This is a genomic window from Acaryochloris sp. CCMEE 5410 (assembly GCF_000238775.2).
GTDB lineage: Bacteria > Cyanobacteriota > Cyanobacteriia > Thermosynechococcales > Thermosynechococcaceae > Acaryochloris.
In genome coordinates, this window is the sequence record NZ_AFEJ02000001.1 from 877,659 (window position 1) to 896,862 (window position 19,204).

At 47.6% G+C, this 19,204-nt stretch carries 20 protein-coding genes; 7 read left to right on the forward strand and 13 right to left on the reverse strand.

The annotated features are described in order from the left end of the window. Nucleotides 1-93: 93 nt before the first annotated feature. Nucleotides 94-2,100: a transketolase gene (gene tkt / locus ON05_RS03790; protein WP_010477310.1), complete on the forward strand. Its 2,007-nt coding sequence runs from the start codon at nucleotides 94-96 to the stop codon at nucleotides 2,098-2,100. A gap of 173 nt (nucleotides 2,101-2,273) precedes the next feature. Continuing rightward, nucleotides 2,274-3,224: an endonuclease/exonuclease/phosphatase family protein gene (locus tag ON05_RS03795; protein WP_010477312.1), complete on the forward strand. Its 951-nt coding sequence runs from the start codon at nucleotides 2,274-2,276 to the stop codon at nucleotides 3,222-3,224. Between the two features lie 73 nt (nucleotides 3,225-3,297). On the opposite strand, the gene moaA is transcribed toward ON05_RS03795, so the two are convergent. The 5 genes from moaA to psbH all read right to left on the reverse strand — a co-directional run bounded on the left by moaA (nucleotide 3,298) and on the right by psbH (nucleotide 6,513). After that, complete coding sequence (gene moaA, locus ON05_RS03800) at nucleotides 3,298-4,293, reverse strand: GTP 3',8-cyclase MoaA (RefSeq protein WP_010477313.1); 996 nt, start codon at nucleotides 4,291-4,293, stop codon at nucleotides 3,298-3,300. A gap of 133 nt (nucleotides 4,294-4,426) precedes the next feature. Beyond that, on the reverse strand, nucleotides 4,427-4,726 hold the full coding sequence (locus ON05_RS03805; protein ID WP_010477315.1) for a ferredoxin: 300 nt from the start codon (nucleotides 4,724-4,726) through the stop codon (nucleotides 4,427-4,429). Nucleotides 4,727-5,173: 447 nt separating this feature from the next. Continuing rightward, nucleotides 5,174-5,794, reverse strand: coding sequence for an aminoacyl-tRNA hydrolase (gene pth / locus ON05_RS03810; protein WP_010477318.1), 621 nt, complete (start codon nucleotides 5,792-5,794; stop codon nucleotides 5,174-5,176). After that, entirely contained in the window at nucleotides 5,795-6,115 is a 321-nt protein-coding gene (locus ON05_RS03815; protein ID WP_010477319.1) for a TatA/E family twin arginine-targeting protein translocase, read from the reverse strand. A 182-nt stretch (nucleotides 6,116-6,297) separates the two neighbouring features. After that, the gene (psbH, locus tag ON05_RS03820) at nucleotides 6,298-6,513 is read right to left on the reverse strand and encodes a photosystem II reaction center phosphoprotein PsbH (protein ID WP_010477322.1); all 216 of its coding nucleotides are present in this window, start codon (nucleotides 6,511-6,513) and stop codon (nucleotides 6,298-6,300) included. Nucleotides 6,514-6,589: 76 nt separating this feature from the next. Between psbH and psbN the strand changes: the two genes are divergently transcribed. Both psbN and ON05_RS03830 read left to right on the forward strand, forming a co-directional pair. After that, on the forward strand, nucleotides 6,590-6,730 hold the full coding sequence (gene psbN, locus ON05_RS03825; protein ID WP_010477325.1) for a photosystem II reaction center protein PsbN: 141 nt from the start codon (nucleotides 6,590-6,592) through the stop codon (nucleotides 6,728-6,730). Between the two features lie 91 nt (nucleotides 6,731-6,821). Beyond that, complete coding sequence (locus ON05_RS03830) at nucleotides 6,822-8,378, forward strand: phosphate ABC transporter substrate-binding/OmpA family protein (protein ID WP_010477327.1); 1,557 nt, start codon at nucleotides 6,822-6,824, stop codon at nucleotides 8,376-8,378. Between the two features lie 69 nt (nucleotides 8,379-8,447). Here the strand turns inward: ON05_RS03830 and ON05_RS03835 are convergent, their stop codons facing one another. The 6 genes from ON05_RS03835 to pyrH form a co-directional block, all read right to left on the reverse strand. Beyond that, nucleotides 8,448-9,560 carry an amidoligase family protein gene (locus tag ON05_RS03835; RefSeq protein WP_010477328.1) on the reverse strand — a complete coding sequence of 371 codons (1,113 nt, stop codon included), beginning with the start codon at nucleotides 9,558-9,560 and terminating at the stop codon, nucleotides 8,448-8,450. 92 nt (nucleotides 9,561-9,652) lie between these two features. Further along, nucleotides 9,653-10,180, reverse strand: a complete 528-nt coding sequence (locus ON05_RS03840; protein ID WP_010477330.1) for a hypothetical protein — start codon at nucleotides 10,178-10,180, stop codon at nucleotides 9,653-9,655. Nucleotides 10,181-10,340: 160 nt separating this feature from the next. Further along, nucleotides 10,341-11,774, reverse strand: a complete 1,434-nt coding sequence (locus tag ON05_RS03845; RefSeq protein ID WP_010477332.1) for a YdiU family protein — start codon at nucleotides 11,772-11,774, stop codon at nucleotides 10,341-10,343. Between the two features lie 48 nt (nucleotides 11,775-11,822). Continuing rightward, entirely contained in the window at nucleotides 11,823-12,953 is a 1,131-nt protein-coding gene (locus tag ON05_RS03850) for a geranylgeranyl reductase family protein (RefSeq protein WP_010477334.1), read from the reverse strand. A gap of 1 nt (nucleotide 12,954) precedes the next feature. Then, complete coding sequence (gene frr, locus ON05_RS03855; RefSeq protein WP_010477336.1) at nucleotides 12,955-13,503, reverse strand: ribosome recycling factor; 549 nt, start codon at nucleotides 13,501-13,503, stop codon at nucleotides 12,955-12,957. Beyond that, nucleotides 13,490-14,218 carry a UMP kinase gene (gene pyrH, locus ON05_RS03860; RefSeq protein WP_010477337.1) on the reverse strand — a complete coding sequence of 243 codons (729 nt, stop codon included), beginning with the start codon at nucleotides 14,216-14,218 and terminating at the stop codon, nucleotides 13,490-13,492. The genes frr and pyrH overlap by 14 nt, the downstream gene beginning before the upstream one ends. A gap of 241 nt (nucleotides 14,219-14,459) precedes the next feature. On the opposite strand from pyrH, the gene ON05_RS03865 reads away from it, so the two are divergent. From ON05_RS03865 to ON05_RS03875, 3 genes are all read left to right on the forward strand, one after another. Continuing rightward, on the forward strand, nucleotides 14,460-15,323 hold the full coding sequence (locus tag ON05_RS03865) for a tetratricopeptide repeat protein (protein WP_029315466.1): 864 nt from the start codon (nucleotides 14,460-14,462) through the stop codon (nucleotides 15,321-15,323). Between the two features lie 57 nt (nucleotides 15,324-15,380). Then, the gene (locus ON05_RS03870; protein WP_010477342.1) at nucleotides 15,381-15,929 is read left to right on the forward strand and encodes a DUF721 domain-containing protein; all 549 of its coding nucleotides are present in this window, start codon (nucleotides 15,381-15,383) and stop codon (nucleotides 15,927-15,929) included. A 110-nt stretch (nucleotides 15,930-16,039) separates the two neighbouring features. Then, a protein-coding gene (locus tag ON05_RS03875) for an IS1 family transposase (RefSeq protein ID WP_085945232.1) occupies nucleotides 16,040-16,830 on the forward strand; the annotation gives its coding sequence in 2 pieces (ribosomal slippage) (nucleotides 16,040-16,382 and nucleotides 16,382-16,830; 792 coding nt in all). Nucleotides 16,831-17,453: 623 nt separating this feature from the next. Here the strand turns inward: ON05_RS03875 and ON05_RS03880 are convergent. Next, nucleotides 17,454-18,302, reverse strand: coding sequence for a prohibitin family protein (locus ON05_RS03880; protein WP_010477350.1), 849 nt, complete (start codon nucleotides 18,300-18,302; stop codon nucleotides 17,454-17,456). A gap of 138 nt (nucleotides 18,303-18,440) precedes the next feature. Continuing rightward, complete coding sequence (locus ON05_RS03885; RefSeq protein WP_010477351.1) at nucleotides 18,441-19,184, reverse strand: LemA family protein; 744 nt, start codon at nucleotides 19,182-19,184, stop codon at nucleotides 18,441-18,443. Nucleotides 19,185-19,204: the final 20 nt, after the last annotated feature.

Here is a 19,204-nt window from a genome sequence, read left to right on the forward strand (position 1 = left end):
GCCTCTTTTTGACGCCCATAGAGAATAAAGACAACACCGTTCTCTTGCCGCTTATCCCTTCTTGCAGTTCAGTAAATACTTAAATTCAAGCTTATGGTTGTTGCGACCCAATCCCTAGACGAACTTTGTATTAATGCAATTCGTTTTTTGGCTATTGATGCCGTCGAAAAAGCCAAATCTGGACACCCAGGTTTACCTATGGGTGCTGCCCCAATGGCTTATGTCCTGTGGGACCGCATCATGCGGTTTAACCCAAAAAATCCCTATTGGTTTAACCGTGATCGATTTGTTCTATCTGCAGGGCATGGCTGCATGCTGCAATATGCCCTTCTCCATCTGACTGGGTTTAACAGCGTTTCCCTTGAAGAAATTAAGAATTTCCGCCAGTGGGGCTCAAAAACTCCGGGACACCCTGAGAACTTTGAAACCCCTGGGGTTGAAGTAACGACTGGACCTTTGGGCCAGGGGATTTGCAATGCCGTCGGTTTGGCCATGGCCGAAGCCCATTTGGCAGCCAAGTTCAACAAGCCAGAGCATACCCTGGTGGATCATTACTCCTATGTCATCTTGGGTGATGGTTGCAATATGGAAGGGGTTTCGGGAGAAGCCTGTTCTTTAGCCGGACACCTCGGGTTGGGTAAGCTGATTGCCCTTTACGATGACAACCATATTTCCATTGATGGTTCTACAGATATTTCCTTCACAGAAGATGTGGGCAAGCGGTTTGAGGCCTACGGCTGGCATGTCCAGCATGTTGAGAATGGCAACACCGATCTAGACGGAATTCAAAAAGCGATCGAAGCAGCGAAAGCCGTAACTGACAAGCCGTCCTTAATTAAAGTGACCACGACCATTGGTTACGGGTCCCCCAATCGAGCCGATACTGCGGGTATTCATGGGGCCGCCCTTGGGGATGCAGAGATTAAAGCCACCCGAGAAAATCTGGGCTGGAGCCATGAACCCTTTGATATTCCCGACGATGTCCTATCTCATTTCCGCCAAGCCGTCGATCGGGGTGCTACGGCTGAATCCGAGTGGGATGCAGTCCTGACCTCCTATCGGTCTCAATATCCTGCTGAAGCGGCTGAATTTGAGCGGATGTTGAAAGGAGAACTCCCCGCTGATTGGGATAAGTCTCTCCCGAGTTACACGCCAGCAGATAAAGGTCTAGCCACCCGGAAGCACTCCGAAATCACCATTAATGCCTTGGCAGGTGCCATTCCTGAAATGATTGGTGGCTCTGCTGACCTGACCCACTCCAACCTGACTGAAATCAAAGGCTCAGGGAATTTCCAAAAGGGAGATTACAATAATCGCAACCTCCGCTTTGGGGTCCGTGAACATGGTATGGGGGCTATCTGTAATGGTATTGCCCTTCATAATTCCGGTTTAATTCCCTACTGCGCTACCTTCTTGGTATTTGCCGACTATATGAGAGCAGCCATCCGTCTGTCTGCCTTGGCTGAAGCGGGTGTTATTTACGTGATGACCCATGACTCCATCGGTTTGGGCGAAGATGGTCCAACTCACCAACCCGTAGAAACAATTGCTTCCTTGCGAGCCATTCCCAACCTGACGGTGATTCGCCCTGCGGATGGGAATGAGGTTTCTGGGGCGTATAAAGTTGCGATCGCAGATCGGAAATACCCCACACTGATTGCTTTCACTCGTCAAGCCCTTCCCAACTTAGCTGGTAGCTCCATTGATGCCGTGGCCAAGGGCGCTTACATTATGTCCGACAGCGATGGCACGCCCGACATGATTATGATTGCGACAGGCAGTGAAGTGCACCTTTGTGAGCAAGCTGCTGAGCAGTTACGGTCTGAAGGCAAGAAGGTTCGGGTGGTCTCCATGCCCTCCTGGGAGTTATTTGAAGCTCAAACGCCGGAGTATAAAGAGTCTGTTTTACCCAAGGCTATTACTAAGCGTTTAGCTGTCGAAGCTGCAGCCGATTTCGGTTGGCATCGGTATATTGGCTTTGAAGGTCAATCTATCAGCATCAATCGTTTTGGTGCCTCCGCTCCTGGAAATACCTGTCTAGAGCAGTTTGGCTTTACCGTTGAGAACGTTCTCGCCAAAGCTAAGGATCTACTGAGCTAAGGCATTTCAATTATTTGGTTCGCAGTCCTCCTATGGTTAGGGGGACTGCTTTTTTGTATGTAGTTCGGCCTGTTCGGTGAATGTAGGGGCAGGCTCAGATTACATCGTTTTCTAAATTGCCCCAGTATAATCAGAACCAATCTTTGTCGATACCCAGCCTCTAAACCGTTGGCATGACTCTGAAACAAGGCATTGCCCAAACCACCTTACTACTAAGCTTCTGTCTTTATATTTTCTATCTATGCCCCTTCGTTAATCGCTCTTTCCCATTGGCTTTGGGAATGGAGTTTTGGCCTTATGTTTGTGTGATTCCTGGTTTAGGTCTTGGATTTAGATTGTTTCACCTAGACCTGCGCGGGCAGCGACTAGGACTTGGATTGGCGTCGTTGTTACTGGTTATCAGTCTTGCCCCTTGGATGCAATGGCTAGGATTACCCTCCCTAGGGGCGAAACCGTCAGGGTTACGGGTGATGTCTTACAACATCTGGACCCAAAATCAAGATTATGGTGCCATTCAACAGTCTATTCAGCGGGAAGACCCCGATATTCTTTTTCTAACAGAGATTACGAAGTCGGCCATGCGTGATTTGGAAAATCGCTTGGATTATCCCTATCGTCAACGCTCCAATCGGGGGTCTAATGCTATTTTTAGTCGCTACCCCATCCTCTCGGCGACTCCGGAATATCCTAATGTGACGGAGCATGGTCTTACGTTTAGCTTGGTTGCCCAGATTCAAACACCCCAGGAGGTGCTGACGGTCGTGGGGATTCATCCTCCTATTCCGCTAACCCGATCCTCATTTGCCGTTCGCAACCAACAGTTTGAGCGTTTAGCTCCATTTATTCGACAGGTTCCCAATCGCGTCATCGTTCTGGGTGATTTCAATACCGCTCCCTGGTCGCCTTACTTCGATCAGTTCTTACAGGAGGCAGATTTGTCTAGTGCAACCCGAGGACAAGGCATCTGGGCAACCTGGAGTTATGAACCCTCTCTGCTTCATTGGTTTGCCAAGATACCTATCGACCATATTACGAGCCGTGGGTTTGACTGTATTGATGCTTGGTCAGGTCGTGCCAATGGTTCTGATCACCAACCTGTTATTGCGGAATTAAAGCCCGTTTGAAGCAGTAGAAAAGAGAAACCTACGTCGTTTCTAACGTACGTTGAACATGATGTACGTTATGGCTCAATGCAAGTTATCCACCAATTTGAGACATGGTGCGACTATAGTCCGCTCCCATCGTGCCGGATTGTCGCTCCTTATAGTTAATCTCTGGCTTGAGTTCCAATAATTCCCGGACACGATCTCTTAATGCGTCTGTAGACACCCCATCCCTCAAGGCCGTCTTCAAATCTAACTGTCCCGTTTCATTTAACAAACAAGGCCGAAGCCAACCATCCGCCGACAAGCGCATCCGATTACAGCGATCGCAAAAGCATTCCGACATCTGGCTGATAAACCCTAAAGTGCCCTGGGCTCCTGGGATTTGGAATACATCGGCGGGACCATTGCCCTGAACCTGTCCGTCTGTGAGGCCCCATCGATCTCGAATTTGGGTTCGGAGTTCTTTTGACGGTATCCAGCCGCGATCACAAAACAAATCCGCATTCCCAATCGGCATAAACTCAATAAACCGGACATGCCATTGGCGGTCAATCGTCAAAGCTGCCAGATCTAACACCTCATGATCATTCACCCCAGGAATAATCACCACATTGAGTTTAAGAGGGTTAAACCCGACTTGATAAGCTTTTTGGATGCCCGCCCAGACCTTATTCCAGCGTTGGTGGCTTTGGGAGTCTCTACCCACGATAGTGGCAAAGGTCTCTGGCACGAGGGAATCTAGGCTGATATTGATGCGGTGCAGCCCAGCCCCAAATAAATCCTGAGCTAGAGGCTCAAGCAAAAACGCATTTGTCGTCATCGCCAAATCTTTAACCTGAGGCAATGCGATAACTCCGCGCACAATATCTAAAATATCGGGCCTCAGTAGCGGTTCCCCACCTGTAAGGCGGAAGCGAGCAAATCCCAACGGGATAAAAACGTCCTGAATTAAAGTCAATAGTTCTGTCGCTGTCAGAACGGCTGTGGGCTGCAAAAATTGCAAGCCTTGGGTGTCGGGCATGCAATATTGGCAGCGGAAATTGCAGCGATCGATCAAACTAATCCGAAGATAATCAACTGCATTCATTACATCAGCCTTTTATAGGGCTAGGAACAACTAACCGCGATGTCTTCTACTTTAACGTTATCGACAAAAAAAATTGGGGCGCTCAACAACGCCCCAAACCATTAGCCACAAGCCACAACCTGTGGCGTTGGATTTAGTAGAGATCTTCTTCTTTATGAGTTTCGATGGTGCAATCAGAAGTTGCGTAAGCGACGCAAGTTAGCACAAAGCCAGCTTCGATTTGATCATCATCCAAGAAGGATTGATCAGACTGATCAACAGTACCAGCAGTGATTTTTCCAGCACAGGTGGAGCAAGCGCCAGCACGGCAGGAGAAAGGAAGGTCAATACCTTGCTCTTCAGCTACGTCCAAAATATATTCGTCATCAGGGCATTCGATAGTAGTGTCTAGCCCTTCAGATGCACTTTTCAGTGTGACCTTATATGTAGCCATGATGTACTCCTCAATAAAATTCGTGGAAACGGCAGTTCAGAAAGCTCAGCCATGGGTTTTCAAGACTTAAGGAAAACTCAAGGTTGAACCTTCTTCTCTGATACTACGCAAAAAATTAAGGTTTATAAAGCTGAAATAGGGTTTGGGCCAATGGGATTTGTAATGAATGAACGCATTTAGACCATGATTTACTTATCTAATGTCAAATAGATACATTATGATTTTGGCAAGCACAGTAAAGACAAATACCTTAAAAGCAATACAGAAAGAGGGTTATAGCGCCTAAAAAAAGTCATCATTGGTTCTTAGAAAAAAGAGTAAAAAACGGCAGAAGAACCCTTGAACTCCTTACGCAGAAAGACTCATAGGTCATTGTCATCTAGAAATAGATTAGAATTTCCTATCGATAGGCTCAACTTATATAATCTCGCCTCAGGATTATTGAGTTTATTCAGAACTAGATATGGAAACTGTGCGCCCATTGAAAAGAGTCATGGATTGCTCAATCCCTTTCTTGAGTGCCATCTCCACCGCATCTACACCGAGATCAAGAACCGCTGGAAGCAGTTGGTTCTCTGGCGGGGCAAAACGTCCCAACACAAAAGAGATAGTATCTTTGCCTCTTTCTGGGGGTGGACTGCCAATACCAATTCGTAGCCTGGGTACTTCAGGTGTACCCAAATGGGAAATGATGGAGCGCATCCCATTGTGTCCCCCGGCAGATCCCTTCAGCCGCAGTCGCAACTTACCAACGGGCAAAGCCATTTCATCATAGATGACTAAAACAGAGGTGGGCTCTAGCTTGAACCAATCAATCACCGCGCGAATGGATTGGCCAGAGTTATTCATATAAGTATGGGGTTTAAGCAAGCGCACCCGGCGACTCTGGCCACCCAAGCCTTCCCCGTATTCACCTTGGAAACGCCGTTCTGAAGTTAAGGAAATTTGCCAGTGCTGAGCCAATCGATCGATAAATGCAAAACCAATATTATGGCGAGTGCGATCATATTTGGAACCAGGGTTTCCTAAACCGACAATCAGTTCAGGAATAATCAGTGGAGCGGTCATTTAGGAGTTCGTTACTTCAGGAGATTCAGCCATTACGTCGTCGGTTGGGGCTTCAGCCATCTCTTGGCCTTCCAGCTGAGGCTGTTCTTGAGGCTTGGGGGTCTCTAAGGTTGCTTCCATGGGCGTTTCATTTAGAGTCTCATTAATCCGATCCGCCTCTTTTTTAAATTCGTTTTCAAATTCTTTCGAGGCTTCTTGGAAACTTTTGAGGGCCTTGCCCATACTCCGACCAATTTCTGGGAGTTTTTTCGGACCAAATACCAACAAAGCAATGACCATAATCAAGGCCATCTCTGGCAAGCCAATACCAAATACGTTCATGGGGTCCTCCTCAAGATTCCGATCGCAGCGGGTCTAGTCTTCGATTGTAATGGATCTCTAGAGTCTCCCCTAAATCTAACCTCACGACAATAAAAAGCCCCGGAAGACCGGGGCAGATGGGATATCAACTTCAAGAGAAATTGGTATCACCTACAGGAAAAACGTCATGCTAAAAGATGTTCTTATTGGCCGAAACCACCGAGGCTGGTCCAGCCTGCATCAACACCATCAAGGACGATAGTGTGGTTATAAACTTGAAGCATAATGAGCAACAACAACGTAATCATGACTACAAAACCAGCCATTACTGGAGTCGTCCCCCAACCAGGCACGAATTTGCCGGCTTCGGAATTATTGTTACCTTTGAGAACATCTCCCCACCAGGTCTGTTTTGGCATAGCTTATCGGCTCACAACAAACAACACTATTTTTTAACTTATCGTAATATTATAGAGGAAAGATACTCATAAAAAAATGCAATTTTCTGACCCTGCAACAGTTCTTATCATAACCATCTTGGCTGTAACCATTGCCTTTACTGCGGTTTCCCTATATACAGCTTTCGGTCCTCCCTCCAAACAATTGGCAGATCCCTTCGAAGAGCATGAGGATTAATTCCCCATTCAGGCATGTTTTTAGTTAAATAAGATGCCTTTTGGGGCACGCTTGCTAGGATGGCTAGTTGTGGCACGTCTAGAGTGAGTCAATGCCTCAAAATAAAAATATCGCCCTCCTTGCGTCTTTGGGTTTAACTTTAGGACTGAGTGCAGGCGGGCTTTTGCTGTTGCAAAATACAGCCCCGGACCTGTTGCCGAGCCTACTAGGGCAATCAGGAGACAATGGTGGTTCTAGACGATCGAAAGGAACCTTCAAGGTCTTAGGGGATACGTTTAGCGGCTACAGTACCTTTCGTAATGACGCCTTTCAAGAGGCGTTGGGAGAACCAGGAATCCGCCTTGACTATGCGGATGAGTTTGATCAGTTCCAACGGGCTCAGGCATTAGGGCAAGGTAAAGCAGATTTTATCGTTACGACCCTCGATCAGTTTCTGAAGCAAAAGCCTAAAGGAAAAATTGTTGGCCTGATCGACCGAACGGTGGGGGCTGATGCAGTGGTATTGAATACACGCCAGTTTCCTCAACTCAAATCCTTAATTAATCTCAGCCAACTTGTTAAACAAGGGAAGTCGAAACAATATTCCATCGTTTACGCTGGCGATACGCCGAGCGAATATTTAGCCCTGGTCCTCGATACCAAGTTTGATGCCTTTAACCTCTCCGATTTCCGGGTAATCAAGGTGGAGGACGCTTCCCAGGCCTGGAAGCTGATGCAAGATACGAAGGAAAATGTTGCGATCGCAGTTTTGTGGGAACCCTTTGTTTCCCAAGCGCGCAAGCAAGGCCATACCGTCGTTCTTTCTAGCAAAGATGCCCCCAATACCATCGTGGATGTCTTGGTGGCCTCGGATAAGGTGATTCAGTCTCAGCCAGAACAAATTTCGGCCTTTCTAGCCGCCTACTATCGACGCATCGAGTCCGGCATTAGCAATACATCCCAATTGCAAGACCAGATTGCCAATGATGGCGATCTCGCTGCCTCGGATGCCGACACGGTCTTAAAAGGGATTAATTTCTTTACAGCCTTAGAAACTCAAGGCTGGATGCAACAAGAAACTTTAAACGAGCGAATCAGAGCGACGGCTGCGGTACTAGTCCTTTCGGGCAATTTAACCCAAGTGCCAGATGACCCTGCCCAACTCTACGATCCTCAATTTGTTAGTCAAGCGGCTGAGAATACCAAAAAATTAATTGATATCGTTCGGGCCGACAATCCAGAACTAGCGCAAAAGTTAGAAGGGAAGACAACCGCTCCAACGGCAGCCAAACCGACCGCTGATATCAAATCTGCTCCCAGCATTGGCAATCTCAAAGTACGTGGGGAAGTAAAGTTTGCCGTCGGTGCTGCTGATTTAACCACCACGGGGCGTCAAACCCTAGATAAGCTATCCAAGGAAATCGCAGAATTTAACCCCGATACCGTAGCGGTCCGGGTGATTGGACATACCTCTAAAACCGGGTCTGCCAGTTTGAATCAAACCCTAAGCCAGCAACGAGCTCAAGTTGTGGTCCAGTACCTGAAGCAACTCGGTATTAAGCAAACGATTCAAGCCGAGGGGAAAGGATTCAGTACTCCCCTACCAGGAATTTCACCTGCCGATGCACGCAATCAACGCACCGAAATTCGGTTAGTGCGCATTAGCTAACTCTGCTGTTTGAGCCTGATGGTCAGGTATTATGGCAAAGATTTGAGGGAAGTCTCAGCAAAGGGGGTTCTACCTAGAATCTTGATAATACCTTAGCCAATATTGGTACTGAGTTGACGATAGGGGGAGGGCCGCCAGTAGGGTCTTGAGATCGACAGGTGTTTCGGGGTCGCTAAGGGTAAGTGGAACACCTTCAGGGTCTAGTGCCCGCTGGAAAAGGGCGATGAATAAGGCTGCAGCTTCCACGATTGGTTGGCTATCCAGCCATACCGGTAAGATTCGCACTTCAATTGTATTTTTGTGGGGATGATTGTGAATACAATTGACCAGATTAAAGTCACAGTATTTGGTTAACTCCACTTGCCGTAATTTGCGCTGAGCTTCAGGCCAGGGAAGAACATGAAAACTGGGGTTAGAAACCTCTGCGAGTAAAGTGGCGGGCCATCTTCCTAATCGACGACAGTGGGGGTTAGTCCCCATAAGCTGTTTAAGGATGGGACCATAATGCCACAGGAGTTGCACAAGGTTAGCGATCGCCTGGGTAGACTGAAAGTCTGTTGCATCAAAATGCAGATGGATTGCACCTTCTAAGGGGACGCTAAAGTCTAAGGCCCGAACAGCACTCAGCAAACAGTCTAACTCCGCTTGATGTTGACTCACCAATGGGGCCGTAATTAATTCGCAGGGCCGCTCTCGCTCCCCCGGTAACGGCGCGGCAATGGCAATGGATGCCCCTGTTTCGTCATTGACCCCAACCATGCCCTCTGGTCCTGGCTGGAGGGTTGTCCCAAATAAGCGACCAATAGGTTCCAGAACATGGGTTAAGGGTTGCGCAGGGTCGGCTTGTCGCTGAATGAGGCGCAATAACCGCTCATCATCACTAATAATTCGATACCAACCCGCTTGGGATGGGACATCACGACTTAAATCCGCCTGGAGGGTGAGATCATCCACACATCGAGCAATGATTTGCTGATGTGCGTTAAGAATCTCAAACCCCAGGGTTAAGTTATGAAAGACAGGTGTGCCAGGTACTAAGCTGGGTTCCGATTGTGGGTGGAAGCATCGATGGACAGAACCTCCGTACATCTGGGCAATCTCAACTGCCAGATCGAACCGACTTTTCCCCCTTGGAGCTAATACCTCAATTTCAACGCCTATCCGCCAGTTTAGAGTCGTCATTGTCGGTCCAATGCAATATCTGCTCTGTCCTGAGGGACAGTGGCTGCTGTCTCCTCAGAATGTCTGCAATCCCCCTGCCCAACAGCAGTGACTTAAGGCCCCTGAGCAATCCGTAATGCTTTGCGAACGTTAGCCTCGGTGCCCAGAATCAGATTGCGTTCGATACGAAGTTTGGCCTCATAGGGTGTAGAGTCACCCCAAAAATGAGCTAAAGTTTGCGCATCTCTGTAGCTATAGTTTGATTGGCTATAGAGTTCTAAACGATTGACAGAGGCCAGGGCTTGAACACGGGCATCAATGAGATTCTTTTCTAGAAAGGCTTGTGGCGTTCCTCCCAAAAGTAATTTTCTACCGATATAAGCCTTAGCTTCTCCAACATTTTGATTCCAAAACTGGGCTAGCACCAAAGCATCCCAATAGGTGTATTGGCTACGGAAAAAGGCATCCCATTCGCTCTGTCGAGCATTTTGTGCAATTAGGCTAGGAAACGCGTGCTGCCTTTGCTGAAATATGCCTGTAGAGGCTGGCGAATCAGGCTGAGCATAGACACCCGGCTGAAAGGGAAGAACGGGGGCTATGACGAACAGAGAAAGGCCCATCGCCTTAAGGGTAAGCTTCATGTGGTTAACCTAAAAATAATGATGATTTGCTTTTCTCGTAAGACGTAAGAACGCCTAGTCTGTTCGCATCGGATAAAGCCGTCTGGAATTCGTAGAGTGGGGTAACGAGATTGGCAAACACTAGTTTAGCTAATCTGTAGGGTGATTGAGGGAAAATTCTCTAGGACTGTTGTAATTGCTGAAGCAAATCATAAAAGGGCTGCCAATCATCCTCGGCCACAATTGGCTCCCAAATGGCTTCAATTTGAGGGCGTGTAATCACCGTCAGGGGATTCTGCTGCAGTCGCTGTCGAATCGCGTCCATTTCTGTATCAGGGTATTGCTGAAGCAAGTTGTGATAGAGCCGTCGCCATTGTTCCAACTGGGCCTGCCATTGCGGCGGACTCAATAGCTCTGATTCACTGAATATATGGCCCGAATCAACTCGCCAAGTATCTTGAAACTGTAGTCGCAATTCGGCAAAGAAGTCATGGTATCCGACTTGCGATCGCTGCAAAAAATCCAAGGTCTGTACCAACAAATCTTCCGCTTCTGTCGTTTCTGTTGGCTCAAACCCCAACTTCCTCAGCATCCGCTGCCGATAGGCCGAATAGTAGTGCGGTTTAAACGTTTCAAGCCCTGCATCTAAATCCGCCTGAGGAATCACAGCCACCAAGGGACGCTGCAACATCTCCAAATTCCAATGACACATACCGGGCTGGTTGCCATAGCTGTAGCGCCGAAAATGATCGAAATAGGCAGCGGTAAAGTCAGGATCTAGGGTTTGAATAAAGGCATAGGGACCATAGTCAAAGCTTTCCCCTGTAATTGACATATTGTCCGTGTTTAAGACCGCATGGCAAAACCCCACAGACATCCATTGGCCAACTAACTCCGCGGTTCGTTGGACTAACTCTGCATAAAAGCGAGCATAGGCATCGGGTTGTTGCCACAGGTGAGGATAGTAATACTGAATCACATGATCGAGTAATTGCTGGATCATGTCGGGTCGCTGCAGGGCCAATAACCGCTCAAAGGTGCCAAAGCGGATATGGGATCGACTAAACCGCACCATTACTGAAGAACGGGTCGGTGAAGGTTCATCTCCCCGCCATAAGGATTCTCCCGTCTCAATTAAACTCAAGCAACGAGAGGACCGCACCCCCAAATGGTGCAAGGCTTCTGCTGCCAATACTTCCCGCACGCCCCCTTTTAGGGTTAAGCGACCGTCTGCACTGCGGGAATAGGGCGTCGTTCCAGATCCCTTAGTGCCTAAATCGTAAAGTTCTCCATCGGTTCCCCGGACCTGGCCATACAGAAAGCCCCGCCCATCCCCTAAGCGGGGATTATAGTCTCCAAACTGATAGCCGTGATAGCACAGGGCCAGCAAGGGTTCTCGACTTTGGAATTGCCCATAGGCTTCTATAAAATCGACATCACTTACCTGGTTCGCATCCAGACCCATGTGACCCAGAACATCATCATTGCGAAATCGTAAAAGGTGATGGGGAAACTCAGCTGCCATGACTGGATCGTAAAATCCTTCACCCAGCGCTTCTAAGGCCGGTTCAAACGCTAAATTAAGCAGCAGGTTTGTTGTGGATGGGGTCGACATAAATTGCGCACATGATGGCCGTAAAAGCTAAGGGAAGGAGCGTCTATCTCAGTTGACGCCAGGTATCATCCCTTTACTTAGGCGTTGGATGGCGTTATTGGCGACATCTCGGTATCCGACTTCACCCGAGAGTAGCTGACCCATTCTGCGGGTGGCACTCGGTCGCTTAACCCCAATCTGATAGCCAATTTTGGGGACCCGATAAAACACGCTGGCTAATCGTTGGGCCCACTTCATTTCCCCTCCCCACTCTGTTGCCATCACCTCAGAATATTTGTCGAGGGCGTCGTTTTGGCCGGATAGAGCATGATCAATGGCCTCAGAGGCTTTTAATCCGCTAAACATAGATGGGCGAATCCCTTCCGCCGTAAAGGGATCAACGACACAGGCCGCCTCACCTGCTAAGATCGCCTGCTGGGTATGGAGGGTTTGGTCACCATTCCAAAGACAGAGAGGATGGCCATGCTGGCGAATCGAGGTAAAATCAACCCCAAACATTTTCGAATATTCGGTGACGATGGCTCGCAGGTCTTGGCGTTCACCCCCACGAAAAGCGCCAATGCCAATGGAATAGCCATCTACCTTAGGAAAGTTCCAGATATAGCCGTTTTTAACCAAACCAAATTCAAAATGAACCGTATCAGGGTTCTCAATTTCCGTCATGGCCTCGGCTTCTAGGGCTCCACCCAGCTGGCGCTTGCGTTCTTTAAAGCCTAACCACCGGGCCATGGGGCCTTTGGCTCCATCCGCTGCGATTAAATATTTCCCAGAAACGGGACCATTTGCCGTATTCACCTGCCAATGATCGGATTGAAATTCTATTCCAGTTACGGTTGTGTTATCCCGTAGTTCTGCCCCTTGTTTTTGAGCCTGTTGAATCAGGAAATGATCAAAAATATCTCGGCGAACCATCCAGATGGGTTCTGGGGTCTGTAAATCCGCCAGCACGACATCTTCCATATTCCAGGTGTAGCGAACCGTTTTCACCTTCAGGGATATGGCAGGAGAAAAATCAAAATCAAACCAGTCTGCGACGACTGGCGACACACCGCCACCGCATGGTTTGTAGCGCGGTAAAGTTTCCTTTTCTAAAACGAGGACCGATCGGCCTTTCTTGGCAAGGTGATAGGCTGCGGTACCCCCTGCTGGCCCCGCCCCGACAATAATGCAATCAAACATATTAAACCGTGGTGATTTCTGTTTCCTTTTCAGCCAAAATCTTGTCGATTTGGCCCGTATACTTATCGGTTAAACCTTGGATCTTGTCTTGAAGATCCTTGGATTCGTCTTCTGAGATATCGCCACTTTTGCCCTGTTTGCGGGCTGTATCGATAGCATCGCGTCGGATGTTTCGGATGGCAACTTTCCCTTCTTCGGCGATCTTGCCAGCCATTTTGACGAAGTCCTTACGGCGTTCTTCCGTCAACGGCGGAATATTGAGGCGAATGGCGGAGCCATCATTGTTAGGCACCAAGCCCACATCAGAGAGAGAAATAGATCGCTCGATATCCGTCAAGCTGCTGGGGTCGAAGGGCTGAATGGTAATGGTGCTAGCATCTGGAGTACTGATGGTAGCCAAAGAGCGTAAGGGAGTCTCTGTGCCGTAGTATTCCACCGTAATTCGGTCCAATAAAGAAGCATTGGCTCGTCCCGTCCGAATGGTGTTGAGGGACCGCTTCATGGCCTCAATGGACTTTTGCATTAAAGTCTCGGCCTCAGCTAACTTCACAAGAACCTCCCACAATAGTGCCAATAGATTCGCCCAATAGGGCCCGTCGAATATTTCCAGCAACGGATAGGTCAAAAACCAAAATAGGAATATCGTTGTCTTTGCACAATGCGATCGCAGTGCTGTCCATCACTTTCAGATCGTGGGTGAGGACATGTCCATAGGTCAAACTTTGAAATCGCTTGGCATCGGGATTGATTTTAGGATCTGAGTCGTACACCCCATCTACCTTGGTGGCCTTCATGATGATGTCTGCATCGATTTCAGCCGCCCGCAACGCTGCCGTGGTGTCTGTCGTAAAGAAAGGATTGCCAGACCCTGCACCAAAAATAACTACCCGACCTTTTTCGAGATGGCGCATGGCCCGACGACGAATGTAGGGTTCTGCTAATTCCTGCATGGAAATAGCGGTTTGTACCCGAGTCGGTACATTCATTTGCTCAAGGGCATCCTGCAGGGTCATAGCATTCATCACCGTTGCAATCATGCCAATATAGTCGGCAGTTGCTCGATCCATGCCTGCGGCTGCACCTTTCACCCCGCGAAAGATATTGCCCCCTCCGACCACAATAGCGACCTGAATGCCTCGACTGGCGACATCAGAGATTTCTTCGGCAATTCCCTGAACAATGGTGGGGTCGATACCATAGGGCAAAGTTCCCATTAGGGCTTCGCCACTAAGCTTTAATAGGACCCGTTGATAGGTATTCCCCATGCAATGATAACTGCTACGAAAATTGCTCCCCAATTAAGATAGCAGGATTAGGGATCAGGAGGTTGGCTAAAATGATTTAATTCAGATTTTTGATGACTGCTTGACAATATTAATGGTTGACGAGAGAGGCAATATAGTTGCCCAGGCTTAATCACTACTCTGTTGCCCCTAACCACAAAATTCAGCGAAATCGTTACGGTAATAAAAGGAATTTTAAGTGTCAAGGACTATTTTGCAAGCCATGAGGCATCCCTTCCGTTGGATTCTAGGAAGACTATTCCTACTACTGTGCCTACTCAGTATTGTAATGACGTTTGATGGACACCTGGCGTTCGCTGCTCCAGAGCAATCTACCCCACCTGCTTATACTGCTGAGATCGAGACTCAAGTAGAGAATCTATTCAATGCAGCCATGGAAGCCACCAACAAAGGTAACTTCGCCAAGGCAGAGCAATATTGGACCGAAGCCCTTGATTTTCTGCCTAACAATCCTGCCATCTGGAGTAATCGCGGTAACTCTAAGATCAGCCAAGGGAAATTTGAGGCTGCTTTGGTCGACTATGACCGTTCCGTTGAACTTGCCCCCGAACAACCCGATGCTTATCTGAATCGGGGTGCAGTCCAGGAAGGGCTAGCGAATTGGGAAGCTGCGATCGCAGATTACAACAAAGTAATTGAACTAGATCCCAAGGAGGCTGCTGCTTACAACAATCGTGGCAATGCCAAGGCAGGGCAAGGGGATTGGAATGCCGCTCTAACAGACTTTGAAACGGCCATGGAGCTATCTCCCCAGTTTGCATTTGCCAGAGGCAATTATGCCCTCGCGTTGTATCAAGTGGGTGAGCGGGATGAGTCTATCAAAACCATGCGAAATTTGATCCGCAAATATCCTCAGTTTGCCGATATGCGTGCGGCAATGACGGCGGCTTTATGGGACAAAGGCCAAATTGGAGAAGCAGAAAGTAATTGGGTGGCTGCGATTGGACTAGATTCGCGCTATAAAGATACAGCCTGGTTAACAGAAATTCGCCGTTGGCCCCCTGCTTTAGTTGAAAATATGGAGGGTTTTCTCACCTTGTCTGGTGATAAAGGGGCCAAGAGCTGAATCAAACCTTTACTTGAGTTCAGGCGGTATTTGTCTTCTCTGTTGTTGTAATCGGTTATGTCTCTACACCCCGTCCAACAAGTTTTATCAACCTTAAAACAAACCCATTGGCAGCATGAACAGGAATTTGTGCAGTTGTTAGATACCTGGACTCAGATTGTAGGACCTGTCGTTGCGGCCCAAACTCAACCCATCCAAATTACACCCCGAAAAATTTTGCTTGTGGCCACGGCTAGTTCTGCCTGGGCTCAAAATTTGGCGTTCGAACGGAGCCGCATTCTTCATAAACTAAATATCCAGCTCTCCTACGAATTTACAGATATTCGTTTTTCCACAAGTCAATGGCCAAGACGATCGAACAATACCCATCGCCGATCTTCAGTCCCGCCGTCGATTACCCCTGCTAGTTTGCTCCCTGCTTTACCCGTTGATCGACTGGAACCTAGCCCTGATCCGAATGAGGCATTTGAACGGTGGACGAATGCTATTCACAAACGGTCTCATGGGTATCCGACTTGCCCAATCTGCCAATGTCCAACACCTAAGACTGAACTACAACGCTGGTCTGTCTGTAGTTTATGTGCAGTTCGAGAACCTGAAGTTTAGGATAAGTCCCAATAAAAAAACTATCGCATCCACTTATGGGCTCATGGGACATACTGACTGGTCGTGCAACAAAAAAGTGTGGGATTGCTAAACCGATAGGGAGTTGAGTTATGCAATGCCCTCTATGTGGTCATCCAACGACCCACAAACACGGTAAAACCAGTAAAGGCAGCCAACGTTACCGTTGCCTCCACTGCCAGCGAACTTTCAGTGAAACCTTTGATACCCTCTATTATCGCCGTCAGATTTCTCCTCAAAACCTTCAGACCATCCTTCAATCTCATGCTGAAGGCATTAGTCTGAGGGGCCTATCTCGGATCACAGGTGTAGCCTATAACACCTGTGTAAGCGTGGTTCGTTCAGCGAGTCATAAAGCCCAAATGATTCACAATCAAGACGTTCAATCCGTTGCGACCAACGTCATCAATGCAGATGAGTTGTGGTCCTTTGTCAAAAAAAGCAAAAGCCCTGTGACCCGGAAGAGTTGAGCGTCGGTGATTGCTGGATAGCGTTGAGTCTCTCTAAAGACAGTGGCTTGGTGCTCAGTGGCCGTATTGGCAAACATACCGACGAACTCGCTCAAGAGTTGATTGAGAATACTGAGGGCAAAATCGTCTGTCACAATTGGCAAACTGATGGCTGGGAAGGGTATTCACGACAACTACCCGATAAGGTGATCCATCATGTGAGTAAAGTCTTGACCCAATGGTTAGAGCGGACCAATGGAATACTACGTCAACAGACTGGGCGCTGGCATCGACGACAGAACAAATTTGGTAAAGTCTGGCAACAACATGCAGTGGCCTTAAGACTGGTGCTGACCTATTTTAACTGGATCTGGTGCCACTCTCGATTCAAGAATACGGCTGCACAACGTGCTGAACTGATGGATAATCCTTGAAAATGGCAAGATTTAGCTACCTATCCCACACTTTGTTGATGCACAATCGATTTATTATCGAGCCTGTTTCTGATAGGTAACCAGAAATAGAGTAATGAAAACTAAAACAAAGATGCTATAGCAAAATATTTGGCCATCTAAAACACTTCGTTCTCTCCAATAATTCCATATTTTATAGGAATTGCGGGCGGGAATCGAAAAGAGAATCACATGGCAATACGCCCCATCAACCCATGCCAATATAGATATTCCGTAAAATATTGCTCTGAGCCCAATGGGACACAAAGTATTGATTTTTTCCCAAGGATCCTGCTTATGGCTGTACATGGAGATTAAATGGCAGGCAACAGCGCATAATGGGAACAGGAAGAATAGTAAAGCTGTACGATGCCAGTTATTTAACTCTTCTGCCTGTAAAATATTCTCTGACAATGGCGCGATTATTTCGATATAAATTTGTATATGATGCCATAAGAAAAATAATGTCGTAGAGGATATAAATAATCCTATAAATCTGATTATCTTTATCGTCCTCCTATCTGTAAGCATTGACTTAAAATACAGAATTTTCTGTGTGAACTCGCAGCAGTTTTTTGAACAGACTGCTGCAAGCTTTATACCTACTATTGCTGGGCTTCCATATCTCCTAAATTAAACAGAAATGGAACGCTGTTGTTGCCTTTACTATCCATTACCAACACCTTGGGCATTTGAGCACCGCCTTCACGCCAGGCTGCGATCGCTTCTTTTTGCAGTACTAGCTTGCCCCCTTGGCTCTTCAAGGTTTCAGCCAAAAGGCGCTGGGCTTCAGCTTTACCTTTGGCGCGGTTGATTTCTGCTTGCGCTTGAGCTTCAGCTTTTTTGGCGTCAAAAATAGCTTGCTTAGCTTGCTGTTCGGCAATTTGCTTGGCTTCAACAGCTTCATTAAATTTAGGACTAAAGCTGAGGTTTTCGATGGCACTGCCTTCGAAGTTGATGCCAAAGCTAGAGAGACGTTTGGTCATCCCTTCGTCAAAAGCCTTGCGGAGCTGTTCACGCTTAGTAATCGCTTCTTCAGCCGTATATTGAGCACTGGATGCCTTAAATGCTTCTTGGGTGAGGGATCTGACCTTACCTGTAACTTGAGACATGGTGCCGATACGGGTTCTAGTATCTGCTAGTGGACCTGGATCGATGGTGTAAAAAACCGTTAGCTCTGCGGTGAGGTCTTGTAAATCCTTGGTCGCGGCTGCTGCTGGGAACTGCTCTTCTTGGATATTGGCATCGTAAACATCAATCCCGCAGAGTAATGGGCACTTAAAGTTCAGACCACTTTGGGCCATTGACCCTTTTTGTACTTTGCCTAAGAACTTATAAACACCAATCTGAGTGGGGCCAAGAGACTGAAAAGTATTCACACCAATCAGAGCAATAAACAGTCCTAGTCCCGTTTTCCAGTTCAACCAACCAACATAGTTTTTAACGTTGTTCATATCATTTGTCTCCAATAAACCTTCCAGGTTCAAAAAGTGGAATTCATCCAATTGACGCTTACGAAGTGGCGTCCTTATGGGTTAATAAGCTGAGAAAAGCACCCTGAATCATTTGGGCCTATGTGCCCTGGCCCAACGTTAATCTGCTTTTAGAAAAGGCTTTGATTCAAATCCTGAAAGCTCGGTAATGACTGCATTAGGGAATCCTTGCAGTTGCTGTTGGAAGCTTTGTACGGCCTGGTTATATCGCATTCGTTCTACGGCCAGCCGGTTTTCCGTGCCAGTGATTTCATACTTGAGGTTGATATAAAGCTGGCTAGATTTTAGAGCCGAATGGTTCAGGGCATAGGTTTGAAACTGATCAATGGCCTGATCTATTTTTGTAATTGCATCCTGCTGCTGTTCAAGACTGCGAGCCTCTAAGTAGGCTTGCTGCGCCTCGATGAGCGTTGTGACCAGGTTGCTTTCATGGGTGGTGTAAGCTTGAGTAACTTTGACCAACTGCGGAATTAAATCTGCCCGCCGCTGGCGTTGGTTCTCGACTTGTGCCCAAGCCGCTTCTACCTGAATTTGTCGCTTGGTAATCGCGTTATATGTGGCAATACTCCACCCTATGCTCCCTATTATAGCAATAGAGCTTATAAGTAGCCACTTCCTCGTCCATCGTCCTGTATTCTGTCTTTTTGCTATTTTTTTGACGTTTTGAGCCTGAATTTCGGCAATGGCTTGAGGAATATACTCGACTGGAATACCTGCTTCTGCTGCGGCCATTTCCAGCTCTGCTCTAGAGTAATTGTCTAGGTCTGCAGAGGCGTATTGAGAGGCTAGTTCAAAAATTGCAGGAGCATCACTGGCTGGTATCGTTCGCTTTTTAGGATTCATTGTCTTCACTTCTCAAACAA

What these genes read in the sequence shown, in the direction of transcription:
- tkt (WP_010477310.1), top strand. Translation starts at nt 94, where the DNA reads ATGGTTGTTGCGACCCAATCCCTAGACGAACTTTGTATTAATGCAATT.
- ON05_RS03795 (WP_010477312.1), top strand. Translation starts at nt 2,274, where the DNA reads ATGACTCTGAAACAAGGCATTGCCCAAACCACCTTACTACTAAGCTTC.
- moaA (WP_010477313.1), bottom strand. Translation starts at nt 4,293, where the DNA reads ATGAATGCAGTTGATTATCTTCGGATTAGTTTGATCGATCGCTGCAAT.
- ON05_RS03805 (WP_010477315.1), bottom strand. Translation starts at nt 4,726, where the DNA reads ATGGCTACATATAAGGTCACACTGAAAAGTGCATCTGAAGGGCTAGAC.
- pth (WP_010477318.1), bottom strand. Translation starts at nt 5,794, where the DNA reads ATGACCGCTCCACTGATTATTCCTGAACTGATTGTCGGTTTAGGAAAC.
- ON05_RS03815 (WP_010477319.1), bottom strand. Translation starts at nt 6,115, where the DNA reads ATGAACGTATTTGGTATTGGCTTGCCAGAGATGGCCTTGATTATGGTC.
- psbH (WP_010477322.1), bottom strand. Translation starts at nt 6,513, where the DNA reads ATGCCAAAACAGACCTGGTGGGGAGATGTTCTCAAAGGTAACAATAAT.
- psbN (WP_010477325.1), top strand. Translation starts at nt 6,590, where the DNA reads ATGCAATTTTCTGACCCTGCAACAGTTCTTATCATAACCATCTTGGCT.
- ON05_RS03830 (WP_010477327.1), top strand. Translation starts at nt 6,822, where the DNA reads ATGCCTCAAAATAAAAATATCGCCCTCCTTGCGTCTTTGGGTTTAACT.
- ON05_RS03835 (WP_010477328.1), bottom strand. Translation starts at nt 9,560, where the DNA reads ATGACGACTCTAAACTGGCGGATAGGCGTTGAAATTGAGGTATTAGCT.
- ON05_RS03840 (WP_010477330.1), bottom strand. Translation starts at nt 10,180, where the DNA reads ATGAAGCTTACCCTTAAGGCGATGGGCCTTTCTCTGTTCGTCATAGCC.
- ON05_RS03845 (WP_010477332.1), bottom strand. Translation starts at nt 11,774, where the DNA reads ATGTCGACCCCATCCACAACAAACCTGCTGCTTAATTTAGCGTTTGAA.
- ON05_RS03850 (WP_010477334.1), bottom strand. Translation starts at nt 12,953, where the DNA reads ATGTTTGATTGCATTATTGTCGGGGCGGGGCCAGCAGGGGGTACCGCA.
- pyrH (WP_010477337.1), bottom strand. Translation starts at nt 14,218, where the DNA reads ATGGGGAATACCTATCAACGGGTCCTATTAAAGCTTAGTGGCGAAGCC.
- ON05_RS03865 (WP_029315466.1), top strand. Translation starts at nt 14,460, where the DNA reads ATGAGGCATCCCTTCCGTTGGATTCTAGGAAGACTATTCCTACTACTG.
- ON05_RS03870 (WP_010477342.1), top strand. Translation starts at nt 15,381, where the DNA reads ATGTCTCTACACCCCGTCCAACAAGTTTTATCAACCTTAAAACAAACC.
- ON05_RS03880 (WP_010477350.1), bottom strand. Translation starts at nt 18,302, where the DNA reads ATGAACAACGTTAAAAACTATGTTGGTTGGTTGAACTGGAAAACGGGA.
- ON05_RS03885 (WP_010477351.1), bottom strand. Translation starts at nt 19,184, where the DNA reads ATGAATCCTAAAAAGCGAACGATACCAGCCAGTGATGCTCCTGCAATT.